Annotated in this window: 19 protein-coding genes, 1 pseudogene and 1 riboswitch; of the genes and pseudogenes, 3 read left to right on the top strand and 17 right to left on the bottom strand. The window is 68.1% G+C overall.

Annotation, left to right across the window (positions count from 1 at the left end; genetic code table 11):
* Positions 1 to 275: 275 nt before the first annotated feature.
* Complete coding sequence (rox, locus tag ACIA76_RS29530; protein WP_397156589.1) at positions 276 to 1,706, top strand: rifampin monooxygenase; 1,431 nt, start codon at positions 276 to 278, stop codon at positions 1,704 to 1,706.
* A gap of 14 nt (positions 1,707 to 1,720) precedes the next feature.
* On the opposite strand, the gene ACIA76_RS29525 is transcribed toward rox, so the two are convergent.
* The 7 genes and pseudogenes from ACIA76_RS29525 to ACIA76_RS29495 form a co-directional block, all read right to left on the bottom strand.
* Complete coding sequence (locus ACIA76_RS29525) at positions 1,721 to 2,854, bottom strand: LLM class flavin-dependent oxidoreductase (RefSeq protein ID WP_397156324.1); 1,134 nt, start codon at positions 2,852 to 2,854, stop codon at positions 1,721 to 1,723.
* Positions 2,851 to 3,657, bottom strand: a complete 807-nt coding sequence (locus ACIA76_RS29520) for a DUF1684 domain-containing protein (protein ID WP_397156322.1) — start codon at positions 3,655 to 3,657, stop codon at positions 2,851 to 2,853. The genes ACIA76_RS29525 and ACIA76_RS29520 overlap by 4 nt, the downstream gene beginning before the upstream one ends.
* Complete coding sequence (locus ACIA76_RS29515; protein ID WP_397156321.1) at positions 3,654 to 5,018, bottom strand: NtaA/DmoA family FMN-dependent monooxygenase; 1,365 nt, start codon at positions 5,016 to 5,018, stop codon at positions 3,654 to 3,656. The genes ACIA76_RS29520 and ACIA76_RS29515 overlap by 4 nt, the downstream gene beginning before the upstream one ends.
* Positions 5,019 to 5,026: 8 nt before the next feature.
* Positions 5,027 to 6,088: an LLM class flavin-dependent oxidoreductase gene (locus ACIA76_RS29510; protein WP_397156319.1), complete on the bottom strand. Its 1,062-nt coding sequence runs from the start codon at positions 6,086 to 6,088 to the stop codon at positions 5,027 to 5,029.
* A pseudogene (locus ACIA76_RS29505) lies at positions 6,089 to 6,289 on the bottom strand (ABC transporter ATP-binding protein); the annotation flags it as partial. It abuts the gene before it with no gap.
* 80 nt (positions 6,290 to 6,369) lie between these two features.
* Entirely contained in the window at positions 6,370 to 7,134 is a 765-nt protein-coding gene (locus ACIA76_RS29500; RefSeq protein ID WP_397156317.1) for an amino acid ABC transporter ATP-binding protein, read from the bottom strand.
* Complete coding sequence (locus tag ACIA76_RS29495; protein ID WP_397156315.1) at positions 7,131 to 8,072, bottom strand: amino acid ABC transporter permease; 942 nt, start codon at positions 8,070 to 8,072, stop codon at positions 7,131 to 7,133. Before ACIA76_RS29495 ends, ACIA76_RS29500 begins: the two co-directional genes overlap by 4 nt.
* An 11-nt stretch (positions 8,073 to 8,083) precedes the next feature.
* A riboswitch (SAM riboswitch) is annotated at positions 8,084 to 8,177 on the bottom strand.
* A gap of 155 nt (positions 8,178 to 8,332) precedes the next feature.
* Here ACIA76_RS29495 and ACIA76_RS29490 point away from each other — a divergent pair.
* A complete protein-coding gene (locus ACIA76_RS29490) occupies positions 8,333 to 9,193 on the top strand; it encodes an SDR family oxidoreductase (RefSeq protein ID WP_397156313.1) in 861 nt (286 codons plus the stop codon).
* Here ACIA76_RS29490 and ACIA76_RS29485 read toward each other — a convergent pair.
* The gene (locus ACIA76_RS29485) at positions 9,150 to 10,457 is read right to left on the bottom strand and encodes an RNA polymerase sigma factor (RefSeq protein ID WP_397156311.1); all 1,308 of its coding nucleotides are present in this window, start codon (positions 10,455 to 10,457) and stop codon (positions 9,150 to 9,152) included. The two genes, ACIA76_RS29490 and ACIA76_RS29485, sit on opposite strands and share 44 nt — an antisense overlap.
* Positions 10,458 to 10,802 (bottom strand): YciI family protein, encoded by a 345-nt coding sequence (locus ACIA76_RS29480; RefSeq protein WP_397156587.1) that lies wholly within the window; start codon positions 10,800 to 10,802, stop codon positions 10,458 to 10,460.
* Positions 10,803 to 10,998: 196 nt separating this feature from the next.
* Between ACIA76_RS29480 and ACIA76_RS29475 the strand changes: the two genes are divergently transcribed.
* The gene (locus ACIA76_RS29475; protein WP_397156309.1) at positions 10,999 to 11,640 is read left to right on the top strand and encodes a hypothetical protein; all 642 of its coding nucleotides are present in this window, start codon (positions 10,999 to 11,001) and stop codon (positions 11,638 to 11,640) included.
* 6 nt (positions 11,641 to 11,646) lie between these two features.
* On the opposite strand, the gene ACIA76_RS29470 is transcribed toward ACIA76_RS29475, so the two are convergent.
* From ACIA76_RS29470 to ACIA76_RS29435, 8 genes are all read right to left on the bottom strand, one after another.
* Positions 11,647 to 11,802, bottom strand: a complete 156-nt coding sequence (locus tag ACIA76_RS29470) for a hypothetical protein (RefSeq protein WP_397156308.1) — start codon at positions 11,800 to 11,802, stop codon at positions 11,647 to 11,649.
* The gene (locus ACIA76_RS29465; RefSeq protein WP_397156306.1) at positions 11,789 to 12,307 is read right to left on the bottom strand and encodes a flavin reductase family protein; all 519 of its coding nucleotides are present in this window, start codon (positions 12,305 to 12,307) and stop codon (positions 11,789 to 11,791) included. The genes ACIA76_RS29470 and ACIA76_RS29465 overlap by 14 nt, the downstream gene beginning before the upstream one ends.
* A 16-nt stretch (positions 12,308 to 12,323) precedes the next feature.
* On the bottom strand, positions 12,324 to 13,544 hold the full coding sequence (locus ACIA76_RS29460; RefSeq protein ID WP_397156304.1) for an SfnB family sulfur acquisition oxidoreductase: 1,221 nt from the start codon (positions 13,542 to 13,544) through the stop codon (positions 12,324 to 12,326).
* A complete protein-coding gene (gene sfnG / locus ACIA76_RS29455; RefSeq protein WP_397156302.1) occupies positions 13,541 to 14,662 on the bottom strand; it encodes a dimethylsulfone monooxygenase SfnG in 1,122 nt (373 codons plus the stop codon). The genes ACIA76_RS29460 and sfnG overlap by 4 nt, the downstream gene beginning before the upstream one ends.
* Positions 14,663 to 14,757: 95 nt before the next feature.
* Positions 14,758 to 16,131 carry a styrene monooxygenase/indole monooxygenase family protein gene (locus ACIA76_RS29450; protein WP_397156300.1) on the bottom strand — a complete coding sequence of 458 codons (1,374 nt, stop codon included), beginning with the start codon at positions 16,129 to 16,131 and terminating at the stop codon, positions 14,758 to 14,760.
* Between the two features lie 68 nt (positions 16,132 to 16,199).
* On the bottom strand, positions 16,200 to 17,630 hold the full coding sequence (locus ACIA76_RS29445) for an LLM class flavin-dependent oxidoreductase (protein WP_397156298.1): 1,431 nt from the start codon (positions 17,628 to 17,630) through the stop codon (positions 16,200 to 16,202).
* Positions 17,627 to 18,847 carry an acyl-CoA dehydrogenase family protein gene (locus tag ACIA76_RS29440; RefSeq protein WP_397156296.1) on the bottom strand — a complete coding sequence of 407 codons (1,221 nt, stop codon included), beginning with the start codon at positions 18,845 to 18,847 and terminating at the stop codon, positions 17,627 to 17,629. Before ACIA76_RS29440 ends, ACIA76_RS29445 begins: the two co-directional genes overlap by 4 nt.
* A gap of 76 nt (positions 18,848 to 18,923) precedes the next feature.
* A complete protein-coding gene (locus ACIA76_RS29435) occupies positions 18,924 to 19,670 on the bottom strand; it encodes a GAF and ANTAR domain-containing protein (RefSeq protein WP_397156294.1) in 747 nt (248 codons plus the stop codon).
* Positions 19,671 to 19,692 lie beyond the last annotated feature (22 nt).

Raw genomic sequence — 19,692 nt, 5'->3', positions numbered from 1 at the left:
AGGGCCGCACAAAGACACAGGGCCACACTGAGAACACGACGGGCCGCGCGGAGACGAGGCAGTGACACTCTGACAGAGGTCCAGGGCGAGAGAGATCCGCGCAAGATCATGGATCGGGAGGGCTGTCCGCAAAGGAGGCGGGAAGTCGCTCGATTCTTATCCCCCTTCAACGTATATCGCACCCGGGGTCTTGCGGCAAGACCCCGGGTGTGCTGCAGAATCTCCCGCCGAAGCCGGTAGCGGTGGAAACGCAGCCTCGTTGAATGGGAGATTTCATGGTCGACGTGATCGTGGCCGGTGCCGGGCCGACCGGGTTGATGCTGGCGAGCGAGCTGCGGTTGCACGGGGTGGATGTGCTCGTGGTGGAGAGGGATGCGGAGCCGACCAAGATCGTGCGGTCGCTCGGGTTGCATGTGCGCAGTATCGAGGTGATGGATCAGCGCGGGCTGCTGGAGCGGTTTCTCGAGCTCGGCACGAAGTATGAGGTGGGTGGGTTCTTTGCCGCCATCGATAAGCCGTGGCCGGGGCGGGGACTGGATACCGCGCATCCATATGTTCTCGGTATCCCGCAGAACCTCACGGAGCGGTTGCTGACCGAGCGCGCCCGCGAGCTCGGGATCGAGATCCGGCGGAGCACCGAAGTGGTCGGGCTGAGTCAGGACGATCAGGGCGTGACCGCCGAGCTGGCCGACGGGACGCGGGTGCGTGCGCGGTATCTCGTCGGCTGCGACGGCGGGCGCAGTACGGTGCGCACACTGCTCGGCGTCGACTTTCCCGGTGAGCCCAGCACGGTCGAGACGCTGCTGGGTGAGGTGGTGCTGACGGTGGCGCCCGAGGAGTTGACGGCGGTGGTGGCCGAGGTCCGCAAGACGCATAAGCGGTTCGGCGCCATGCCGCTCGAGGACGGGGTGTATCGCGTCGTCGTGCCGGCCGAAGGGGTGGCCGAGGATCGGACGGTCCCGCCGACCCTGGACGAGCTGAAGCAGCAGCTGCGGGCGATCGGCGGCAGCGACTTCGGCGCGCATTCGCCGCGCTGGCTGTCCCGCTTCGGCAACGGCACCCGGCTGGCCGAGCGCTACCGGGTCGGGCGGGTGTTCTTGGCGGGCGATGCGGCGCATATCCATCCGCCGATGGGCGGGCAGGGCCTCAATCTCGGCATCCAGGACGCGTTCAACCTCGGCTGGAAACTCGCCGCCGAGATCGATGGCTGGGCTCCGCAGGGGCTGCTCGACAGCTATCACACCGAACGGCATCCGGTGGCCGCCGATGTGCTGGACAACACCCGCGCGCAGATGGAACTGACATCCCTCGAGCCGGGCCCGCAGGCGCTGCGCCGGCTCGTATCGGAGCTGATGGACTTCGAGGAGGTGAACCGGTACCTGATCGAGAAGATCACCGCGATCTCGGTCCGCTACGACTTCGGCGCGGGACATGAGCTGCTCGGCCGCCGACTGCGGGACATCGGGTGTAAGCGCGGACGCCTCTACGAACTGATGCACGACGGCCGCGGCCTGCTGCTCGATCAGACCGGCCGACTCTCGGTGGCGGGCTGGGCCGACCGGGTCGACCATGTCGTCGACGTCAGCGAGGAACTGGACGCGCCCGCCGTGCTGCTGCGGCCCGACGGCCACGTGGCCTGGGTCGGTGACGATCAGCAGGATCTGCTCGTCGCGCTGCCCACGTGGTTCGGCGCCGCCGTCGGCTGAGCACGCGGTCCGGGTCAGGCGGCCCGGATGTGCTGCAGGCCCCATTCCTCGGCGAGGAGGCGATGGGAGTTCAGGCGGTCCTGATGGTCGTAGGTGACGCTGGTGATCACCAATTCGTTTGCGCCGGTGAGTTGTTGGAGGGATCTGAGGCGATTGGCGACCGTGGTGGGTGTGCCGACGAATTGGGTGGTCACCCGGTCGCGGACCAGGCGGTGCTGCTGGTCGGTCAGGGGTGGGGCGGTATCGGGATCGAGGTAGTCGGCGGCGCCCGCGCCGCTGCGGACGCTGTAGACCCAATGGCCGTAGGTGGAGGCGAGGTGGGTGGCCGACACCTCGTCCTCGGCGACCACCACATCCGCCGAGACGATCAGATACGGATCGGGGTAACGGGGCGACGGGCGGAACGATTCCCGGTATGCGGCAACGGTTTCCAGGATAGTGCCGGGTGAGACGTGATAGTTGGCCGCGAAGGGCAAGCCGAGGCGTCCGGCCAGCCGGGCGCTCTCGCCGCCGCTGCTGCCGAACAGCCACAGCTCCACCTGGGCCCCCTCACCCGGAACCACCCGCAGTGCAATACCTTCCGAGCTCCGATAGCCACCCGTCAGCAGGGCGCGGATCTGTTCCACCTGTTCGGTGTAGTCGATCGACTCCGCACCCGGCAGCACCAATGCCTCATAACCCGCGGCCACGCGGCTGGTGTCGAGCACCTGCCCGGGCGAGAACGGGGGCGGAATCACCACCCCGTCGCGCACCTCGGTCGGCCGCTGCGACACCGGGACCGGCGGCACTCCGGCCGAACGGAACTGCGCGAGCCGGTGCGCGGACCGTCCGAGCCCCAGATCGAGCCGCCCGGGATAGAGCGCATCGATCGTTCCGAACGCCTCCACCACCGACGCCGAGGTGTGCTGGCCCAGCTGCACGGCCGCCGAACCCACCCGAATCGTCTTGGTGGCCGCGGCGATCAGCCCGATCAGGGTCGTCGGCGAGGAGCTGGCCACCCGGACGAAGTGATGTTCGGCCACCCAGTAGCGCCGATATCCCCAGGCCTCCGCGCGCCGGGCGAGATCGACCGAATTGCGGATCGCCTGCTGCGCGGTCGATCCCGCGCTGATCGGGGACAGATCCAGGATCGATAGTGGGACACTCATTTCACGGCCTCCGTACGGGGATCGCGCTCACCGGCCCGGACCTCGACCGGCAACCGGTTCTCGGCCGGGGCGACGGGGCAGGTGGCGTAGTCGGTGAATGCGCAGGGCAGATTCTGAGCGCGGTTGAAGTCGAGCAGCACGCCGCCGTCGCCGTCGGGCACGCCGATCGGCAGCAACCGCGCACCGGGATAGGTGGTCACGCCGCTGGTGGCATCGGTGAACAGCACGCGCAGACCGGATTTCGCCTCGCCGAAGGCGATGAGCCGATATTCGGCGGCGCCGATCCGGAAGGTGATGGTCCCGGCCGCGCGATGATGATGTTCGAGACCCGCCACCACCGCGCCGGTGGTGACGGTCCGGGCCGCATCGTAGGGTTCGAATACGCCGATGACCGACCAGCGCGGATCCGGTGCGTAACTGGGAATCTCGGTGAACGCCGCGAGCGTCGGCGCGGCCGGATCGTGCACCCGCAACGCGAATTGCCCGGTGCGGCGGATCACTTCGATACTGCGCGCACCCGCGCGGACCTCGAGGCCGGGCGCTCCCTCACCCGGTGTGAGTTCGGTTCGGCCATCGAGGATTTCGCCGTCCACCGCGAGCCCGTCGGCGAATTCGCTGGCGATGACGACATTCTCGCCCTCGACGCGCCAGCGCCCGGGCAGACCCTCGATAACCTCGTCCCGCTCCCCCAGCCAGTGCAATCCGGTCAGGCTCAGCCAGCCCAGCGGCTCGCGCGCCCAGGACTGCCGCTCGGCGCGCCAGCTCTGCCACTGCAGATCGAATTCGGTGGTGACTGCGGTCATGACGCACGGACTCCTGCACTGGTCTGATGGGGATGGCGCAGACCCAGATGTTCGCGCAGGGTCGTGCCGGTGTATTCGGTGCGGAAACTGCCGCGCTCCTGCAGTTCCGGCACGACCTTGGCGACGAATTCGTCCAGGCCGTGCGGGGTGATGTGCGGGACGAGCACGAATCCGTCGGCGGCATCGCTCTGCACATAGTGATCGATCTCGGCGGCCACCTCGGCGGGTGTGCCGACGAACTGCTGCCGCGCGGTCACCTCGATGATCAGCTCCCGAATGCTGAGCTTCTCGGCCTCGGCCCGGGCCCGCCAGGCGTCGGCGATCGCGCGCGGATCCTTGGCGTGGCGCACTCGGCCGCGGGTGATGTTCACGTTGTCGACCGGATCGATATCGGGCAGCGGGCCATCAGGATCGTAGGCGGAAAGGTCACGGCCCCAGACCTGTTCGAGGAAGGCCAGGGCGGTCCGGGGGCCGACCTGCTGCGACCTGATGTGCCGGGCCCGTTCCTGCGCATCGGCCGGGCTGTCGCCCAGCACGAAGGTCGCGGCGGGCAGGATCTTCAGATCGTCGCGGGCGCGACCGTATTTCGCCAGCCGCTCCTTCACATCGGTATAGAACTGCTGGCCGTCCTCGAGTTCGCCGTGCCTGCTGAAGACGGCATCGGCCTTGGCGGCGGCGAACTCCCGGCCCTCATCGGAATCGCCCGCCTGGATCTGCACCGGATAGCCCTGTGGACTGCGCGGCAGCACGAACGGCCCCTCGATATCGAACTGCTCACTGGTGTAGCGCACACTCGGCGCGGGCCGGGCGAAAATCCCACGCTCCCGGTCGATGACGAGCGCGTCTCCCGGCGGGCTGTCCCACAGCGCTCGCGTCGCGTCGACGACCTCCGCGGCGCGGCTGTACCGCTGAGCATGGTCGAGATAGCCGCCGCGCCGGAAGTTCTCGCCGGTGAAGGCGTCCGAGGAGGTGACCGCGTTCCAGGCCGCGCGGCCGCCGGACAGATGGTCCAGGGTCGCGAATTGCTTTGCCAGTTCGAAGGGTTCGTTGAAGGTCGTGTTGATCGTCCCGGCCAGGCCGAGCCGGGTGGTGACGCCCGCCAGCGCGTTCAGCACGGTGAAGGTGTCGGGGCGGCCCACCACATCGAGATCGAAGATCTGCCCGCGATGTTCGCGCAGGCGCAGCCCCTCGGCCAGGAAGAAGAAGTCGAACAGTCCGCGTTCGGCGGTGCGGGCCAGATGGACGAAGGAGTCGAAGTCGATCTGACTGCCGGAGTCCGGATCGCTCCACACCGTGGTGTTGTTGACGCCCGGGAAGTGGGCGGCCAGATGTATCTGCTTGCGTACCTTGTTATTCGGCATATCCGTCCTCAGGCGGTGAGCGCGTAGCGGTTGAGGGGGTGCGGCAGACCCAGCCGGTCGCGGAGGGTGGGCGTCAGGCGCGGCAGCTGGGCGAGGAAGGCGGGCAGGGCCAGCGGGCGCAGTACGACTCCGTCGGCGGCGATCCGGGCCAGCAGCGCGCGCAGGGTCGCCGGAGTTCCGATATGCCGCAACGCCTTCGGTGGTGTGGTCGTCCACGTCTCGAGCTGATCGAATTCGGCCGCGGCCGCCTCCTCGGTCGCGGCCAGATGCACATCGAGATCGATCAGCACCGAGACCGATCGCGGATCGCGACCGGCCGCCGCGACCGCCGCCCGTAGCTCGTCGCGAATCCCCGCCGCGGCGTCGAGATCCGGTGCGGCGACGCGGATCAGGTCGGCGCGCCGGACCGCGACGCGGGTGCTGTGCGCATCCTCGGCCCGGACCGCCACCGGCGGCTGACCCTGTGGCGGCCGCGGGGTGATCGAGGGCCCCTTCACCGAGAAGTTCTCGCCCACGAAGTCGATGTAGTGCAGCTTGTCGCGGTCGATGAAGCGGCCGGTCGTCAGGTCGCGGATCTCGGCATCGTCCTCCCAGCTGTCCCACAGCCGGGCCACCACCTCCACCGCCTCATCGGCCTCGTGCCACAGCCCGGCCGGATCCTGTTCGGCCTTGCGGCCGAACAGCGCGGCCTGACCCGAGGAGACGGTGACCTCCCAGCCCGCCCGGCCGTGGGTGGCGAAATCCAGGCTCGCGATCGCCTTGGAGACGTGGAACGGTTCGGTGTGGGTGACCGGCGCCTGCGGAATCAGCCCGATCCGATGGGTCGCCGCGGCCGCCCGCGCGGCGATGCCCACGGCCTCGAGCCGCCCGACCGCGCCCTGAACCTGCGGTGCGAACGAATCCGGCAGGAAGGCCAGATCCACCCCCGCGGCCTCGGCCGCGAGTACGGCGTCGAGCCAGTATCCGGCGGTGAACAGCTCCTCGGCGCGCGAATCCGCGCGCCGCCACGAGGCGGGATGTGTTCCGGTGCCGGACAATTCGACACCCAGCAGCGGTTGTGAATGGGTCATTCAGGCCGTCCTTTCGATGGCGATCGGCCGCCCGGCGCCCGGAATGGCCGACAGCAGTTCACGGGTGTACTCATGGCGCGGATGATGGAAAAGCTCAGCGATGCCGGCCGTCTCGACGATTCGCCCGGCGTTCATGACCGCCACCCGGTCTGCGACGCGCCGGACCACGGCCAGGTCGTGGGTGATGAACAGATAGCTCAGGGGCGGCCAGGGCATCGTCCTGCGCGATGTGATGCACCGTGCGGACCGCGGAGTAGTTGCGGGACAACGTCTCATCTCCCTCAGAGAACATGTGCGAGAAAGGATTTGGTGCGCGGATGGGACGGATCGTCGAGCACCTGACCCGGCGGGCCCTGTTCGACGATCCGCCCGGCGTCCATGAGCACCACGGTGTCGGCGACCTCGCGGGCGAAGCCGATCTCGTGGGTGACGATGACCAGCGTCGCGCCGTCGCGGGCCAGCGCCCGGATCACGTCGAGCACCTCGCCGACCAGCTCCGGATCCAGCGCGGAGGTCGGCTCGTCGAACAGCACCACCTGGGGGCGCAGCGCCAGCGCGCGGGCGATGGCCACCCGCTGCTGCTGGCCGCCGGACAGCCGTCGCGGATACTCCTGCGCCCTATCGGCCAGTCCGACCCGCTCGAGCAGATCGACCGCCTCCGCCTCGACCTCGGCGCGGGGACGGCGCTGCGCCGAAATCGGGGCCAGTGCAACGTTTTCCAGCACGGTCAGATGCGGGAACAGATTGAAGCTCTGGAATACGAAGCCGATGCGGGAGCGCTGGCGCAGGATCTCCCGTTCGCTGCGTTCGTGCAGTTTCGCGCCCTTGCGGCGATAGCCGACCAGTTCTCCGGCCACCCGCACGGTCCCCGCATCGACCTTCTCCAGGTGGTTGATCGTCCGCAGCAGCGTCGATTTGCCCGAACCCGAGGGGCCCAGGATCACCGTCACCTCGCCCGGGCGCACCGCGAGATCGATCCCGCGCAGCACCTCGTTGGCGCCGAACTGCTTGTGTACGCCCCGTAATTCGACCGTGTACGCGCTCATCGGCGTTCCCCCGTGATCTCGGCGAGCTTGCCGCGCACGCGCTGCCACGGTGTGCGCGGCAGCTCGCGATGGCCGCCCTTGGCGAAGTGGCGCTCGATGTAGTACTGCACGACGGTCAGCACGCTGGTGAGCACGATGTACCAGACCGTCGCCACCATCAGCAGCGGGACCACCCGGCCGTTGCGGCCGTAGATCACCTGGACCTGGTAGAACAGCTCGGCGATCGCCATCACCGAGACGATCGAGGTGCCCTTGAACAGGCTGATCACCTCGTTGGCCGCATTGGGCAGGATGCCGCGCATGGCCTGCGGCGCCACGATGGTGAAGAACTGCCGCCGCCACGGCAGGCCCAGCGATTTGGCCGCCTCCAGCTGGCCCGGATCCACGGAAATGATTCCGGCGCGGATGATCTCGGCCGAATACGCCGCCTGATGCAACGCCAGCCCGATGACCGCGGCGGTGAATCCACTGATCACCCCGTTCACATCGAAGCTGAAAAACGCGGGGCCGAACGGGATTCCGATCGACAGGCGCTTGTACAGATAGGCGATGTTGAACCAGAACAGCAGCTGCACGATCAGCGGAATCGAGCGGAACGCCCAGACATATGCCCAGGCGATCACCTGCAGCACAGGGACTTTCGATAATCGCGCCACGGCCAGCCAGATACCGAGCAGGAATCCGAACAGCGTCCCCCAGAAGGTGAGCTCCACGGTCAGCTTCAGCGCCGCGAGCACCGAATCGGCGGCGAAGTATCGGGCGAAGGTCGGCCAGTCCCAGCCGGGATTGGTCACCAGGCCGTGCGCGAACTGGGCCACCAGCACCAGCGCGACGACGGCGATCAGCCAGCGCCACGGGTGCCGGGTACGCGCCACCGGCAGGGTGTCCTCGGCCACCTCGACGGTGCCGGAGGGATCGATAGCGGCCACAGTGGTCATGGAATCGCGATCCTCCATCGGTCCTGGCGGTAGCACCCGCACCCGGCCCGCGGGGGGTTGCTGCGGTCTCGTCGAGCCAGATCTCTCAACCGCTCTGGATGGTGAATTCGAACGTATCGGACATCGGTGCGACTGTCTGCCGTCCCGATCAACGTGAATTCAATTGTTGGCAGCGGGTTTTCCCGTTTACCGACGGGGAATTCCGAGGGGGGAAACAGCACTGTGTACAACGATGTTCGCAATGGCTAGGGTGAACGTTCATGAAGGATCTGACCGACCGGATATGCCTCATCACGGGCGCGGCCAGCGGTATCGGCCGGGCCACCGCGCAGGCCGCCGCGCGCGCGGGTGCGCGCCTGGTGCTCACCGATATCGCCGCCGCGGGGCTGGCCGAAACGGTCGAGCTGATCCGCGCGGCCGGGGGTGAGGTGCTCGACGCGCAGACACTCGACGTCTCCGACTACGACGCGGTCACCGCGTGGGCCGAGCGGGTGCACGACGAGTACGGCAGCCTGGACGTGGTCATGAATATCGCGGGCCTCTCCGCCTGGGGCACCGTGGAGAACCTCGAACATCGGCATTGGCGCTCGATGGTCGAGGTGAATCTCATGGGGCCGATCCACATCATCGAGAACTTCGTCCCGCCGATGATCCGGGCCGGGCGTGGCGGACATCTGGTGAACGTCTCCTCGGCGGCCGGACTGCTCGCGCTGCCGTGGCACGCCGCCTACAGCGCCGCGAAGTTCGGGCTGCGCGGGGTCTCGGAGGTGCTGCGCTTCGAGCTGGAGCGGTACGGCATCGGGGTGAGCCTGGTCGTCCCGGGCGCGGTGCACACCCCGATGGTCAGGACGACAGAGATCGTGGGCGTCGATCCGGACGATCCGCGGGTGGCGAAGCTGCGCGGAGCCTTCGTCGGCCACGCGGCGACGCCGGAGCAGGTGGCCGATCGGATCCTCGCCGGTATCAGGCACAATCGCTATCTCGTGCACACCGCGACCGATATCCGAATCGGCTACTGGTTCGCCCGCAAGTTCGCCTGGCCCTACGAGATGGTGATGCGGTATGCGAACCGGCAGCTCAACAAGTTGCTCCCGGCCCAGGAGAATTCGCTGTCCCGGTGAGGTCGGCGCTGCGGCGGCGCAGGTGGTCGCGCTCGGCGGCGTTGCCGGTCCGCGCGAGGGCATCGGCGAATGCGCTTGCGGCCTCGGCGGTTCGGCCGAGCCTGATCAGCAGGTCGGCCCGGATCGCGTGGTAAAGGTGGTAATCCGCGAGCGGTAGTTCATCGACGAGCGCCAGCGCCGCGGCCGGGCCGTCGATCTCGGCGACGGCGACGGCCCGGTTGAGCGAGACGATCGGGCCGGGTGCGACCGCCGCGAGCTGGTCGTAGAGCCGCAGGATCTGATCCCAATCGGTATCGGCGGCGGTCGCGGCATCGGTATGTACGGCATTGATGGCGGCCTGGATCTGATAGGGGCCGGGGTGATTGCGGCACAGGCACTCTCGCACCAGCCGATGCCCCTCGGCAATGAGCTCGCGATCCCATCGGCCGCGATCCTGATCGGCCAGCGGCACCAGGGCGCCGTCGGCCGTGTGGCGGGCCGGGCGGCGGGCCTCGGTGAGCAGCATCAGGGCCAGCAGGCCGACGGCCTCCGGCTCATCCGGCATCAGTTCGACGAGCACGCGGCCCAGCCGGATCGCCTCGGCGCACAGGTCCCCACGCGTCAATTGCGTTCCGCTGGAGGCGGTATGGCCCTCGGTGAAGATGAGATAGACGACCGCCAGCACGGCCCCGAGCCGTTCGGGCAGATCGGCGTCCCGGGGTACGCGGTAGGGGATCCGGGCGGCGCGAATCTTGGCCTTGGCACGTGAGATGCGTTGCGCCATGGTTGATTCCGAGGTGAGGAAGGCGCGGGCGATCTCGAGGGTGGTCAGGCCGCCCAACAGGCGCAGGGTGAGGGCGATGCGATTGGGCATCGCGAGCGCGGGGTGGCAGCAGGTGAAGATAAGGCGCAGACGTTCGTCCCCGCCAAAAGCGGGCGGGGAACCTGGGGAGGGGTCCCCGGGCGGGGAACCTGAGGAAGGGTTCCCGTCCTCGGAGGCGAATGTGGAAAGGCTGAGCAGAGCGGCCTGGGCATACTTGTCCGCCCGGGCCGCCTCGCGCCGGAGACGGTCCACCGCGCGATTCCTCGCGGTCGTGATAATCCAGCCCGGCGGACTCGGCGGGATGCCCTCGGCGGGCCAGCGCTGCACGGCGGTGGTGAAGGCGTCCTGGACCGCGTCTTCGGCGATATCGATATCGCCGAAGACGCGGATCAGGCTGGCTACCGCCCGGCCGTAGTGCTCGGCGAACACCGCCGAAACATCCGGGCTCACAGGCGGATTCATTCAGTCACCCATGACCGGTCGGACCTCCACCGGGAGTCCGCGCAGAATCGCCGCCAATCGCCGCCCCCACGCCAGCGCCTCATCCAGATCGACCGCGCGGATGAGGCTGAATCCGGCGATGTACTCCTTACTCTCCACGTACGGGCCGTCGGTGATCAATATCTCCGAGCCCCGGGCCCGCACGACCGTCGCGGTATCAGGTGCGTGCAGCCCGGCCGCGAACACCCACGAACCGGCCGCCCGCAGCTCGTCGTTGAGCGCCTCGACCTCGCGCATGATCTCGGCCAGATCCGCCGGCGGCTCCCCTGCCTCCGGCTGATAGATGTTGAGCAGGTATTCGGGCATGATGTGCTCCTTCGCCATGAGCCGATCCGTCACCGGCTCTCATCCTCTACACGAACGGGCTGGCCCTGATTCGACACCGTCCGGGAGATCCTGCCAGCCCGACCCTGAGAATCTGCGCTTGCGGGCCGGTCCGATTCATGGCTCAATCCGAGTGGGCGGTATCGCGCCCTGCCGCACCGACCTGGGGGCCCCAAGGATGACCAGGGAATCGCACCGCTGGGTGCGGACCGCCGACGCGGACATGGTCGAACTGCGGGATCTGGTCTCGGGCCGCGCGGTGCGCATCGGGCGTCCGGATGTGGACGATCTGCCGGGCGGCTTCCTGACCGAGATCGAATCGCTGGTGTTCCGCTGGGTGAACCTCGACACCCATGACGAGGCCGAGGACGAACTCGAGACCCGGCGCGAACCGCTGCACACCCTGCGGGCGCTGAGCTGGCTGTGCGCGCTGTGGGCCGTGGTGTGTGAGACGCGCCTGGGCAAACCGGCCGACGACATCATCCGGGATCTGGACTATCGGGGCGGGTGGCGGCGACTCCGCACCGCGGAGGAGGCGCGAATCTGGGCCGGGCTGACCCAGCGGGTGCGGATCGGGGCGCTGGCCGCGCTCACCGAGGATCCGCGGGCGGCCTCGGATTATCGCCGCGCATGTACCGAACCGCCCGAAGTGGGGCCGATGCTCATCCGGCACACCCTGGTTCACCTCGACGGATTCAGCCAGGACATGTACCAGCACGATATCGAGGCGCGCGGGCTGGCGGCCGCGGTGGTCGAACACACCAGCCCGAGCCCGGGCACGCGGCGACGGCTGTGTTTCCGGCCGTCGCATCCGGTGTGAGGCAGCTTAGAGCGAGGCGGGTCCGATCACACTGCCGATCCAGTCGAGGTTCACCCACGACCAGCGGCCCGAGCGATCCCGCCCGGTCCGCCAGTTCTCCAGCCAGCGACGCGCGTCCTCGGCGAACAGCGCACGCAGCGAACGGGATTCAGCGGGCTCCATGGAGTACCTCCTCCGGATGCAGGCGGCGGAAGCGACTGCCGTGGAAGACCAGCGGATCGACGTCGGTGCGGGTGGCCAGGCGATGAATGCGCAGGATGACCACCTGATGGTCGCCCGCGGGCACCTGGGTCTCTACGCTGCCTTCGAGCCAGGCCGAGGCACCGTCGACGAAGATCGCATGGCCCGCACCCCGATGCAGGCCCACGCCCGAGAAGCGGTCGCCCACACGCGAACTCAGCGAGCGGGCGGCGTCCTCCTGATCCAGGCCGAGCAGGCTCAAACCCAGATGGCCGGCCGCGGCCAGGCGCGGCCAGGTGGTGGAGCCGTTCTGCACGCAGAACGACACCAGCGGCGGATCCAGCGATACCGGCACGAAGGTGCTCACCGCCAATCCGGATGCGGTGCCATCGATTTCGGCGCAGACCGCCACCACACCGCTGGGAAACGCCGCGAAGGCCCGGCGCAGACCGGCCCTGTCCGCCGGAATCCCGGTCAGCTCGGCCATATTCACCACTCCGATCTCAGATGACGCCGTGCAGCGGTGGCGGCGTTCCGTGCAGGACTGCCCGGCCGATGTGCTGGAACTTCCAGCGCACCGGATCGTGCAGGGTGTGGGTGCGGGCATTGCGCCAGAAGTGATCCAGATTGAGATCGGCTGCCGCGCTTCGGGTTCCACCCACCTCGAACAGGGCCGAGGCGACCTCGTCGGCCGCCCGATCGGCGACGATCTTGGCCGTGGCCACCGCGAGCGAGGCGGCGGCCGCCGCCTCCGGTCCGGGATCCGGGATGGTGGCCGCGTCGACGGCGAGCCCGGCCGCGGTGAGCGTCGCCTCGGCCGTCACGACCGCGACGGCGAGTTCGCCGAAGCGTTGAATCGTCAGGGGATCGTCGATCGCCCGCTCGACACCCGCCTCGAACCACGGCCGACTCCGGGTGCGCACGAACTCCGTCGCGGCCGTGAGCGCACCCCGGGCGATACCGGCATCGATGGCCACATGCAGCAGCTGCGCGAAGGCGCCGTAACCGGTCGGCGCACGCACCGCGCCCGACCGCTCGACCAGCTGATCGGCCGTCACGAGCACGCCATCGAAGCGCACCGACCCGCTACCGGTCGTCCGCTGCCCCAGCGCATTCCAGTCGTCGAGGATCTCGACCCCGGAGGTATCGGCGGGCAGATACGCGATGTACTCCCCCGGCGCGAGGCCGCTGTCGGCACCCGGATCATCGAGCCGGACGAGTGCGGCCAGCACATCGGCGAACAGCGAACCCGTGCAATAGAACTTGCTGCCGTCGATGCGAAACCGCCCGTCGCCGAGCGGCTTCAGCGTGGTCCGCACCTCGGCAACGGTCGCGCCGCCGCGCTCGGATTGCGCATTGGCGATGCGGGCACCGTCGAGCACCCGAGTGAAGTACCACCGCCGCTGTTCCTCGGATCCGGCCAGCCGCAACAGATTCAGATAGACGAAGTGACTGTGCGGAATCTGGGCGATATTCGGATCGGCCGTCGCGAGAATCCGCACCACCTCGGCGACCTCGCTCGCCGCGAGATCGGCCCCGCCGTAGGCGGCGGGCACGGTGACGGCCAGCAGACCGCTGGCCGCCAACCGCTCCACCTCGTGAAAGGGCAACCCGCGCAGCCGATCCCGCTCGGCGGCGCCGAGGGCGAATTCCGACGCCAGCCGGGCGGCCACCTCGCGGGCATGATCAGCGGAGGTGATGCGTTGCGCCGTGACGGCGGTCATCGACCCGCCACCGCCGCGACCGGCCTGCGCTGCGCCTCGAGCTCGCGCACCAGCGGAAGCACTCGCTTGCCGAAGTATTCGATCTCCTCCTGGAAATGCAGGAAACCGCCCAGGATCAGGTCCACACCACGGTCGCGGTAGGCCACGATGCGTTCGGCGATCTGTTCCGGGGTGCCGATCAGCTGGGTGCGGAAGCCGTCGTTGTACTGCACCAGATCCTCGAAACTCGAATCGGCCCACATACCCTTGCCGTCCCGGGTCGACGGGCCGGCCTGCTGCACCGCGTCCCGGAACCCGTCCACCGCGGGCCGATTGGCCTTCTCGATGATCTCGCGCAGGGTATCGCGCGCCTCCTTCTCGGTGTCGCGGGCGATGATGAAGCCGTTGAGACCGAACTTGACCTCCCGATCATGCTGCCGAGCGACCTCGCGGAGATCGTTCAGCTGCTCGGTGACGCCGTCGAAATCCTTGCCGTTGGAGAAGTACCAGTCCGCGTGCCGGCCGCCGTTGTGGCGGGCGGCCGTGGAGTTACCGCCTTGGAACAGTTCGGGATTCGGCCGCTCGGGGGTATTGAGCGGTTTGGGCTTGAGGGTGAAATCGCGGATCCGATAGAAGTCTCCCGCGAAGTTCACGTTATCCTCGGTCCAGATCTTGCGGATCACCTCGAGGAATTCCGCACTGCGCCGGTATCTTTCGTCATGTTCGAGCCACGGCTCGCCCAGCGCCCGGAATTCCCCGGCGAACCAGCCGGAGACGACGTTGATGGCGAACCGGCCGCCGGACAGATGATCGGCGGTCGCGCCGAATTTCGCCAGCACCGCCGGATGCCACAGACCGGGATGGATGGCCGCGATGACCTTCAGCCGCTCGGTCGCCCCCAGCAGCGCGAGGCTGAAGGACGTCGACTCGTGCTGAAACTCCGCCCCGTAGGAGGCGGTATAGCGCACCTGCGACAGCGCGTAGTCGAAGCCGTTGTTCTCCGCGGTCTGGGCCAGCTTCTTGTTGTATTCGAAGTCCCAGCCGGTGCGCTGTTCGATCTCACTGGTGACCAGGCCCCCGCTGACATTGGGCACCCAGTAGGCGAACTTGATCGCCTCGGCGATGTTTTCGGTCGTCATCCTTGCTCCGTTCGAGGCCGCCCCCGGTGCGTGCCTTCACTTCAGCAGCACGCAGAGCACGACACGAGGTTTTGAATCGCTGCGATCGCATCGCATCAAGCCCGGGCGATCGCCGCGTCGTACCGCGACCGCTCGAACCGGCCCGCGGGCTGGAACCGGCCCAGCAATTCGGCCGCATCCTCGCCGGTCACGCCGGTGATATACGCCGCCGCATCCTCGACCGAGTCGATCTCGAGGAACGGCTGCGGCCGATGCAGCAGGCCGACCAGCGCCGCGGCGAAGCCGGAATCGACCGCGGCGGTGGCGAAGAACTGGTTGCCGATATCGCCGAATTCGGGATCGCTGAGGAACAGCCGGGTGGCCTTCGCGGCGGCATCGGAACGAGCCGCGAGGAATTCGGCATACCGCGCCCGCAGCCAGTCGGCGTCGAAGGGCCCGTCATGCCCCGCGGCCGCGGCGACCAGACGCTGGACCTGGATGAGCCCGCTCTGCGCGCCCTGCCCGGCGATCGGATCGTAGGCCACCGCGGTATCGCCGATCGCCGCCACCGGATGTCCGCTCGACGTCTCGCCCACGCCGATCCGCACGACCGGGCGCACCGCACCCTTCAGCCAGGAATGCGGATCCTCCGGAATATGCCGCGTGGCAAGGACTTCCGGCAGATCCCATTCGATGTAATCGCGGTAGAGCTGCTGCACGACGCGATGCGCCGACTCGGCGGAATCGGCGGCGGCGAAACGCTTTTCCCAGTCGCTGCCCGGCCGGGCCCAGCCCAGGAACGCCCACGTCGGTCCGGCGTCCTTGTGCAGATACGGACCCCACCAGGCCTCGCCCTGTTCGGCGAAGATGGAGAAGCCGCTGTGCGCGCCGCCGGCCGGGCCGCGATGGGCGAAAACCTCCGGGCCGTAACCCAATCCGGTGACCGTAATGGTGAGCACGCCGCGCTGCGGCGCATCGTAGACCGTGCGCTCGGGGTCGATCGGGAACAGTTCGGACAGGCCGCCGCGCCCGGTGGCGACCAGCGTCAGATCATGCGATCCGGCGATACCGTCCAGCGTATCCAGGGTGACGGCGTCGACGACGAATCGGCCGCCGCGTTCGAGGAATGCGGTCAACCGCTCATCGGCCTTGAGCCGGGTATCGACCGCGATTCCGACATACCCCTCGAAATCGCCGTCGAATGCGATCAATTCGGCATTCTCTTCGCCGGCGATGCGCACGCTCAAACCGGTATGGTTCGGCGCGCGATCGATATAGGTGTCCAGTCCGAGCGCGGCCTCGGCCGCCTGTGCCTCGCCGAAACCGAGCGCGGTTCCGGTGGCGGGCACATCGTCGCGCAGACCGCGCTGGTCACGGTCGCTGTAGAGGGTCACGTCGAAGCCGGCGCCGAGCAGTCCGAGTGCGGCGGTGACACCGGTCTGCCCGGCCCCGACGACGGCGGCGGTACGAGTCGAATCAGCTTTTGTCATAACGGAATACTGCTTCCGAACGGTTGCTCACCCGAGTGTTGGAATCACGGAGAATTCATCGCCGAGTTTCACGAGGCGGGAATCGCGGCGCCCGGTCGCGAGATCGAATCGGGCAATACCGTCGATTCGGACCCGCCGATTCGATAGCGCGCCCCGCGATGATTGTCCGGCAGCCGATCGCCCGCGCCGAACAGCGCATTGCGCAGGGTGCCGGGAGTATATTCTGCCGGATAGGCGCCGCGCTCGGTCAGCACCGGAATCACATGCTCCACAATGTCTTCGAAGCTACCCGGCGTGATGGCGTAGGCGAGATTGAAGCCGTCGACATCGGTCTCGTCCACCCATTCCTGCAGGGTGTCGGCGACCGTGGCGCCGGATCCGACGAAAACCGGTCCCAGACCGCCGATTCCGCCCCATCGGGCGATATCGCGCACGGTCCATTCGCGACCGTCGTCGTCGAATTCCTGGAATGCGGCCACCGCCGATTGGATGGCATTGCTCCGGACATCCCCGATCGGATCGTCCAGATCATAACGGGACAAGTCGATCCCCATCCAGCCCGACATGAAGACCAGCGCACCCTCGGTGCTGGCGTAGGACAGGTACTCCTCGTACTTGTCGCGGGCCGCCTCGTCGGTGGCGTCGGTGACGACCGTGGCCAGGGTGTAGATGCGGGCGTCGTAACGCCCGCGCCCGGCCGCCTCGAGGGCATCCCGGATACGCGAGACGGTCTGCGCCAGTACGCGTTTCGACGGTGCGCCGACGAAGATCGCCTCGGCGTTCTCGGCGGCGAACCGGGTTCCGCGCGATGAGGCGCCCGCCTGATAGATGACCGGGGTGCGCTGCGGCGACGGTTCGGACAGATGTATGCCGGGCACCGTGTAATGCGTGCCCCGATGCCCGATGTGATGCACCTTCGCCGGATCCACGTAGATGCCCCGGGCGGCATCGCGAATCACGGCATCGTCCTCCCAGGAGCCCTCCCACAACTTGTAGAGCACCTCGAGATACTCGTCGGCCTGGTTGTAGCGCTCGTCGTGATCGAGCTGATCGTCCGCGCCGAAGTTGCGTGCGGCCGAGGGCAGATAGCCGGTGACGACATTCCAGCCGATACGGCCGCCCGTCAGATGGTCGAGCGTGGACAGCCGCCGCGCGAACGGATAGGGATGTTCGAAGCCCGTTCCGGTGGTGATGCCGAAGCCGAGATGCGTTGTCGCCGCGGCCATCGCGGTCACCAGCAGCAGCGGATCGGATACCGGGATCTGCGCGCCCTGGCGCAGCGCGGCGAGATCGTTACCGCCGTACACGTCGTAGGTGCCGAGCACATCGGCGATGAAGATGCCGTCGAAACGCCCGCGCTCCAACAGCTTCGCCAATTCGGTCCAGTAGCTCAGCTCCTTGTACCGATGCGATCGATCCTCGGGATGCCGCCACAGCCCGGGCGACTGATGGGCGACGCAGTTCATATCGAAGGCGTTGAAATGGATGCGCCGGGTCATCGCGCCACCTCCTGCGACGCGCGCTCGCCCGCGCTCCACGCGAACGGCAGTGCGGCGCCGTTGAGCAGATGATCGCCGATGGCACGGGCCTTCTGGATGGCCGGATTGTGCACCGAGACGGTGCGCGCGTTGCGCCAGTGCCGATCCAGCCGCAGCCGCTCGGAGACGATCGAGGCCCCGCCGAGTTCGAACAGCTGCGTCGTCGCGGCGAGGACGGTGTCGATCACCGAGAGCTGCGCCTGCGCCGCGGCGAGTTCGACCGCGTTCAAACCTTTTTCGTCGTTCGCTCCGGTATCGAGCACCTCGTCGAGCAGGTCGGCGACCGCGAGGACGGTGGCCCGCGCGGAGAAGGCGACGGCGGACAATCGCCCGATCACCTGCTGTACCAGCGGATCCTCGCGCGGCAGGTCGGCGGCGGAGTGGGTGTATCCGCGGGTGCGCGCGGAAACCCATTCCCGCGCATCGGTTTCGGCCCGCTGCGCGATGCCCGCGAGCACCGCCAGGTGGAACAGTTGCAGATAGCCGGTCGAATAGGTGGCCCCGGCGGCGCCGTAGCCCGGTCCGAGTATCCGTTCCTCCGGGATCACGACATCGGTGAATTCCGTGGTGCCGCTGGCGGTCAGGCGCTGCCCGAAGCCGTCCCAGTCGTCGTGCTGACGCACGCCCGCGGCGTCGGCGTCGACCAGCACGCCGACCCGTTCGCCGTCGCGGTCGGCGGCGACCAGGATGTAGTCGGCATAGAGCGATCCGGTGCTGTAGTACTTCACGCCGTTGAGCAGTCGACGCTGGGGCTCGCCGCTGAGCCGGGTCCGGTAGCGATCGACCGCCCCCACACCCGGTTCGGTGATGGCATTGCCCACCAGGATTCCCCCGGCGACCGAACGCAGCCAGCGCTCGCGATCCGGGCCGGGCGCGGCGAGCACCTGATCCTCCACGAAGGAGAAGTGCACGCGCAGCGCCTGCGGCAGATTGGATTCGGCCGCGGCCAGATCGATGAGCAGCCGGAACAGCTGGCGCACACGCGCGCCGTAGCCGCCGAATTCGACCGGCACGCGCAGCGCGCCGAACTTCGCCTCGCGCAGCCATCCGACCTCCTCATAGGGCAGGCGGCGGTCGATCTCGCGGTCGACCGCACCCGCGGCGATCCGCTCGAACAGGGGCGCGAAGACGGCGTCGAGATCCGCGTCGGAGGTCGTGTGTCCAGCAGTGGAGGTCATACCCGACGATCGCGCGACCATCGGATTTGCTCACGGGTTATGCGCAGCGGGATCGAAACCGAGGGTGCCGACCGAGTCAGCGAGGGAACTTGGGCCGGCGCGGCGGCTCGTTGAAATGCGCCTCCCGATACTCGGCGCCGCCGAACGACGCCACCACCCGCGCCGCGAGCGTGGCGACCTTCACGTTGTTCCGATTCGACTGTTCGCGCAGCAGATCGAATGCCGTCTCATGGTCACACCGCCGCTGTCCCATGATGATTCCGAGGGCCTGATCGATGATCGATCGCGAGTCGAGCGCCGCGCGCAGCTGCTCGGTCATCGCCAGCCGATGACTGATCTCCGCGGCGATATGCAGCAGCACACTCAGATGGTCGACGATCAGCCCGAGCTCGTCGCGGGTATCCGAGGCGACCCCGCCGGTTCTGGTCAGATAGACGCTCAGCGTTCCGACCGAGTCGTGATCGAAGACGAGCGGCCAGATGTCGTGTGAGCGGATGCCGCGGGAGAGCATCCGCCGGGCGTAACCATCCCAGCGCTCCTCGGCCCGCAGATCGGGCACCGACATCGGCTGGGCCGTCTCGAGCACGACCCGGTACGGGCCCGGAGCGCCGTAGTGGTGAACCTCCGCGGCCGAGAGCTCATGGGTACCGCCGGACTTACCGACGACCCCGGATTCCGAGTCCAGGGTGACCCCGACGAGCGGACCGCCCGGCAGCATCCCGGACACGATCCCGGCGATATCGTCCGGTCGCTCGACGATATCGGAGTCCGACAGCAGCAACGCGGTCAGTCGCGTCATTCCGGTCGCCATTCGGTCGGTCATGAGAGGCCGCCCAGCGGATCGA

This window comes from Nocardia sp. NPDC051570 (assembly GCF_044454005.1).
Classification (GTDB): domain Bacteria; phylum Actinomycetota; class Actinomycetes; order Mycobacteriales; family Mycobacteriaceae; genus Nocardia.
This window is presented reverse-complemented; position numbering and strand designations above follow the sequence as displayed.

Excerpts from the sequence above, each read along its gene's own strand:
- rox (WP_397156589.1), top strand. The coding sequence starts at position 276 with ATGGTCGACGTGATCGTGGCCGGTGCCGGGCCGACCGGGTTGATGCTG.
- ACIA76_RS29525 (WP_397156324.1), bottom strand. The coding sequence starts at position 2,854 with ATGAGTGTCCCACTATCGATCCTGGATCTGTCCCCGATCAGCGCGGGA.
- ACIA76_RS29520 (WP_397156322.1), bottom strand. The coding sequence starts at position 3,657 with ATGACCGCAGTCACCACCGAATTCGATCTGCAGTGGCAGAGCTGGCGC.
- ACIA76_RS29515 (WP_397156321.1), bottom strand. The coding sequence starts at position 5,018 with ATGCCGAATAACAAGGTACGCAAGCAGATACATCTGGCCGCCCACTTC.
- ACIA76_RS29510 (WP_397156319.1), bottom strand. The coding sequence starts at position 6,088 with ATGACCCATTCACAACCGCTGCTGGGTGTCGAATTGTCCGGCACCGGA.
- ACIA76_RS29500 (WP_397156317.1), bottom strand. The coding sequence starts at position 7,134 with ATGAGCGCGTACACGGTCGAATTACGGGGCGTACACAAGCAGTTCGGC.
- ACIA76_RS29495 (WP_397156315.1), bottom strand. The coding sequence starts at position 8,072 with ATGACCACTGTGGCCGCTATCGATCCCTCCGGCACCGTCGAGGTGGCC.
- ACIA76_RS29490 (WP_397156313.1), top strand. The coding sequence starts at position 8,333 with ATGAAGGATCTGACCGACCGGATATGCCTCATCACGGGCGCGGCCAGC.
- ACIA76_RS29485 (WP_397156311.1), bottom strand. The coding sequence starts at position 10,457 with ATGAATCCGCCTGTGAGCCCGGATGTTTCGGCGGTGTTCGCCGAGCAC.
- ACIA76_RS29480 (WP_397156587.1), bottom strand. The coding sequence starts at position 10,802 with ATGCCCGAATACCTGCTCAACATCTATCAGCCGGAGGCAGGGGAGCCG.
- ACIA76_RS29475 (WP_397156309.1), top strand. The coding sequence starts at position 10,999 with ATGACCAGGGAATCGCACCGCTGGGTGCGGACCGCCGACGCGGACATG.
- ACIA76_RS29470 (WP_397156308.1), bottom strand. The coding sequence starts at position 11,802 with ATGGAGCCCGCTGAATCCCGTTCGCTGCGTGCGCTGTTCGCCGAGGAC.
- ACIA76_RS29465 (WP_397156306.1), bottom strand. The coding sequence starts at position 12,307 with ATGGCCGAGCTGACCGGGATTCCGGCGGACAGGGCCGGTCTGCGCCGG.
- ACIA76_RS29460 (WP_397156304.1), bottom strand. The coding sequence starts at position 13,544 with ATGACCGCCGTCACGGCGCAACGCATCACCTCCGCTGATCATGCCCGC.
- sfnG (WP_397156302.1), bottom strand. The coding sequence starts at position 14,662 with ATGACGACCGAAAACATCGCCGAGGCGATCAAGTTCGCCTACTGGGTG.
- ACIA76_RS29450 (WP_397156300.1), bottom strand. The coding sequence starts at position 16,131 with ATGACAAAAGCTGATTCGACTCGTACCGCCGCCGTCGTCGGGGCCGGG.
- ACIA76_RS29445 (WP_397156298.1), bottom strand. The coding sequence starts at position 17,630 with ATGACCCGGCGCATCCATTTCAACGCCTTCGATATGAACTGCGTCGCC.
- ACIA76_RS29440 (WP_397156296.1), bottom strand. The coding sequence starts at position 18,847 with ATGACCTCCACTGCTGGACACACGACCTCCGACGCGGATCTCGACGCC.
- ACIA76_RS29435 (WP_397156294.1), bottom strand. The coding sequence starts at position 19,670 with ATGACCGACCGAATGGCGACCGGAATGACGCGACTGACCGCGTTGCTG.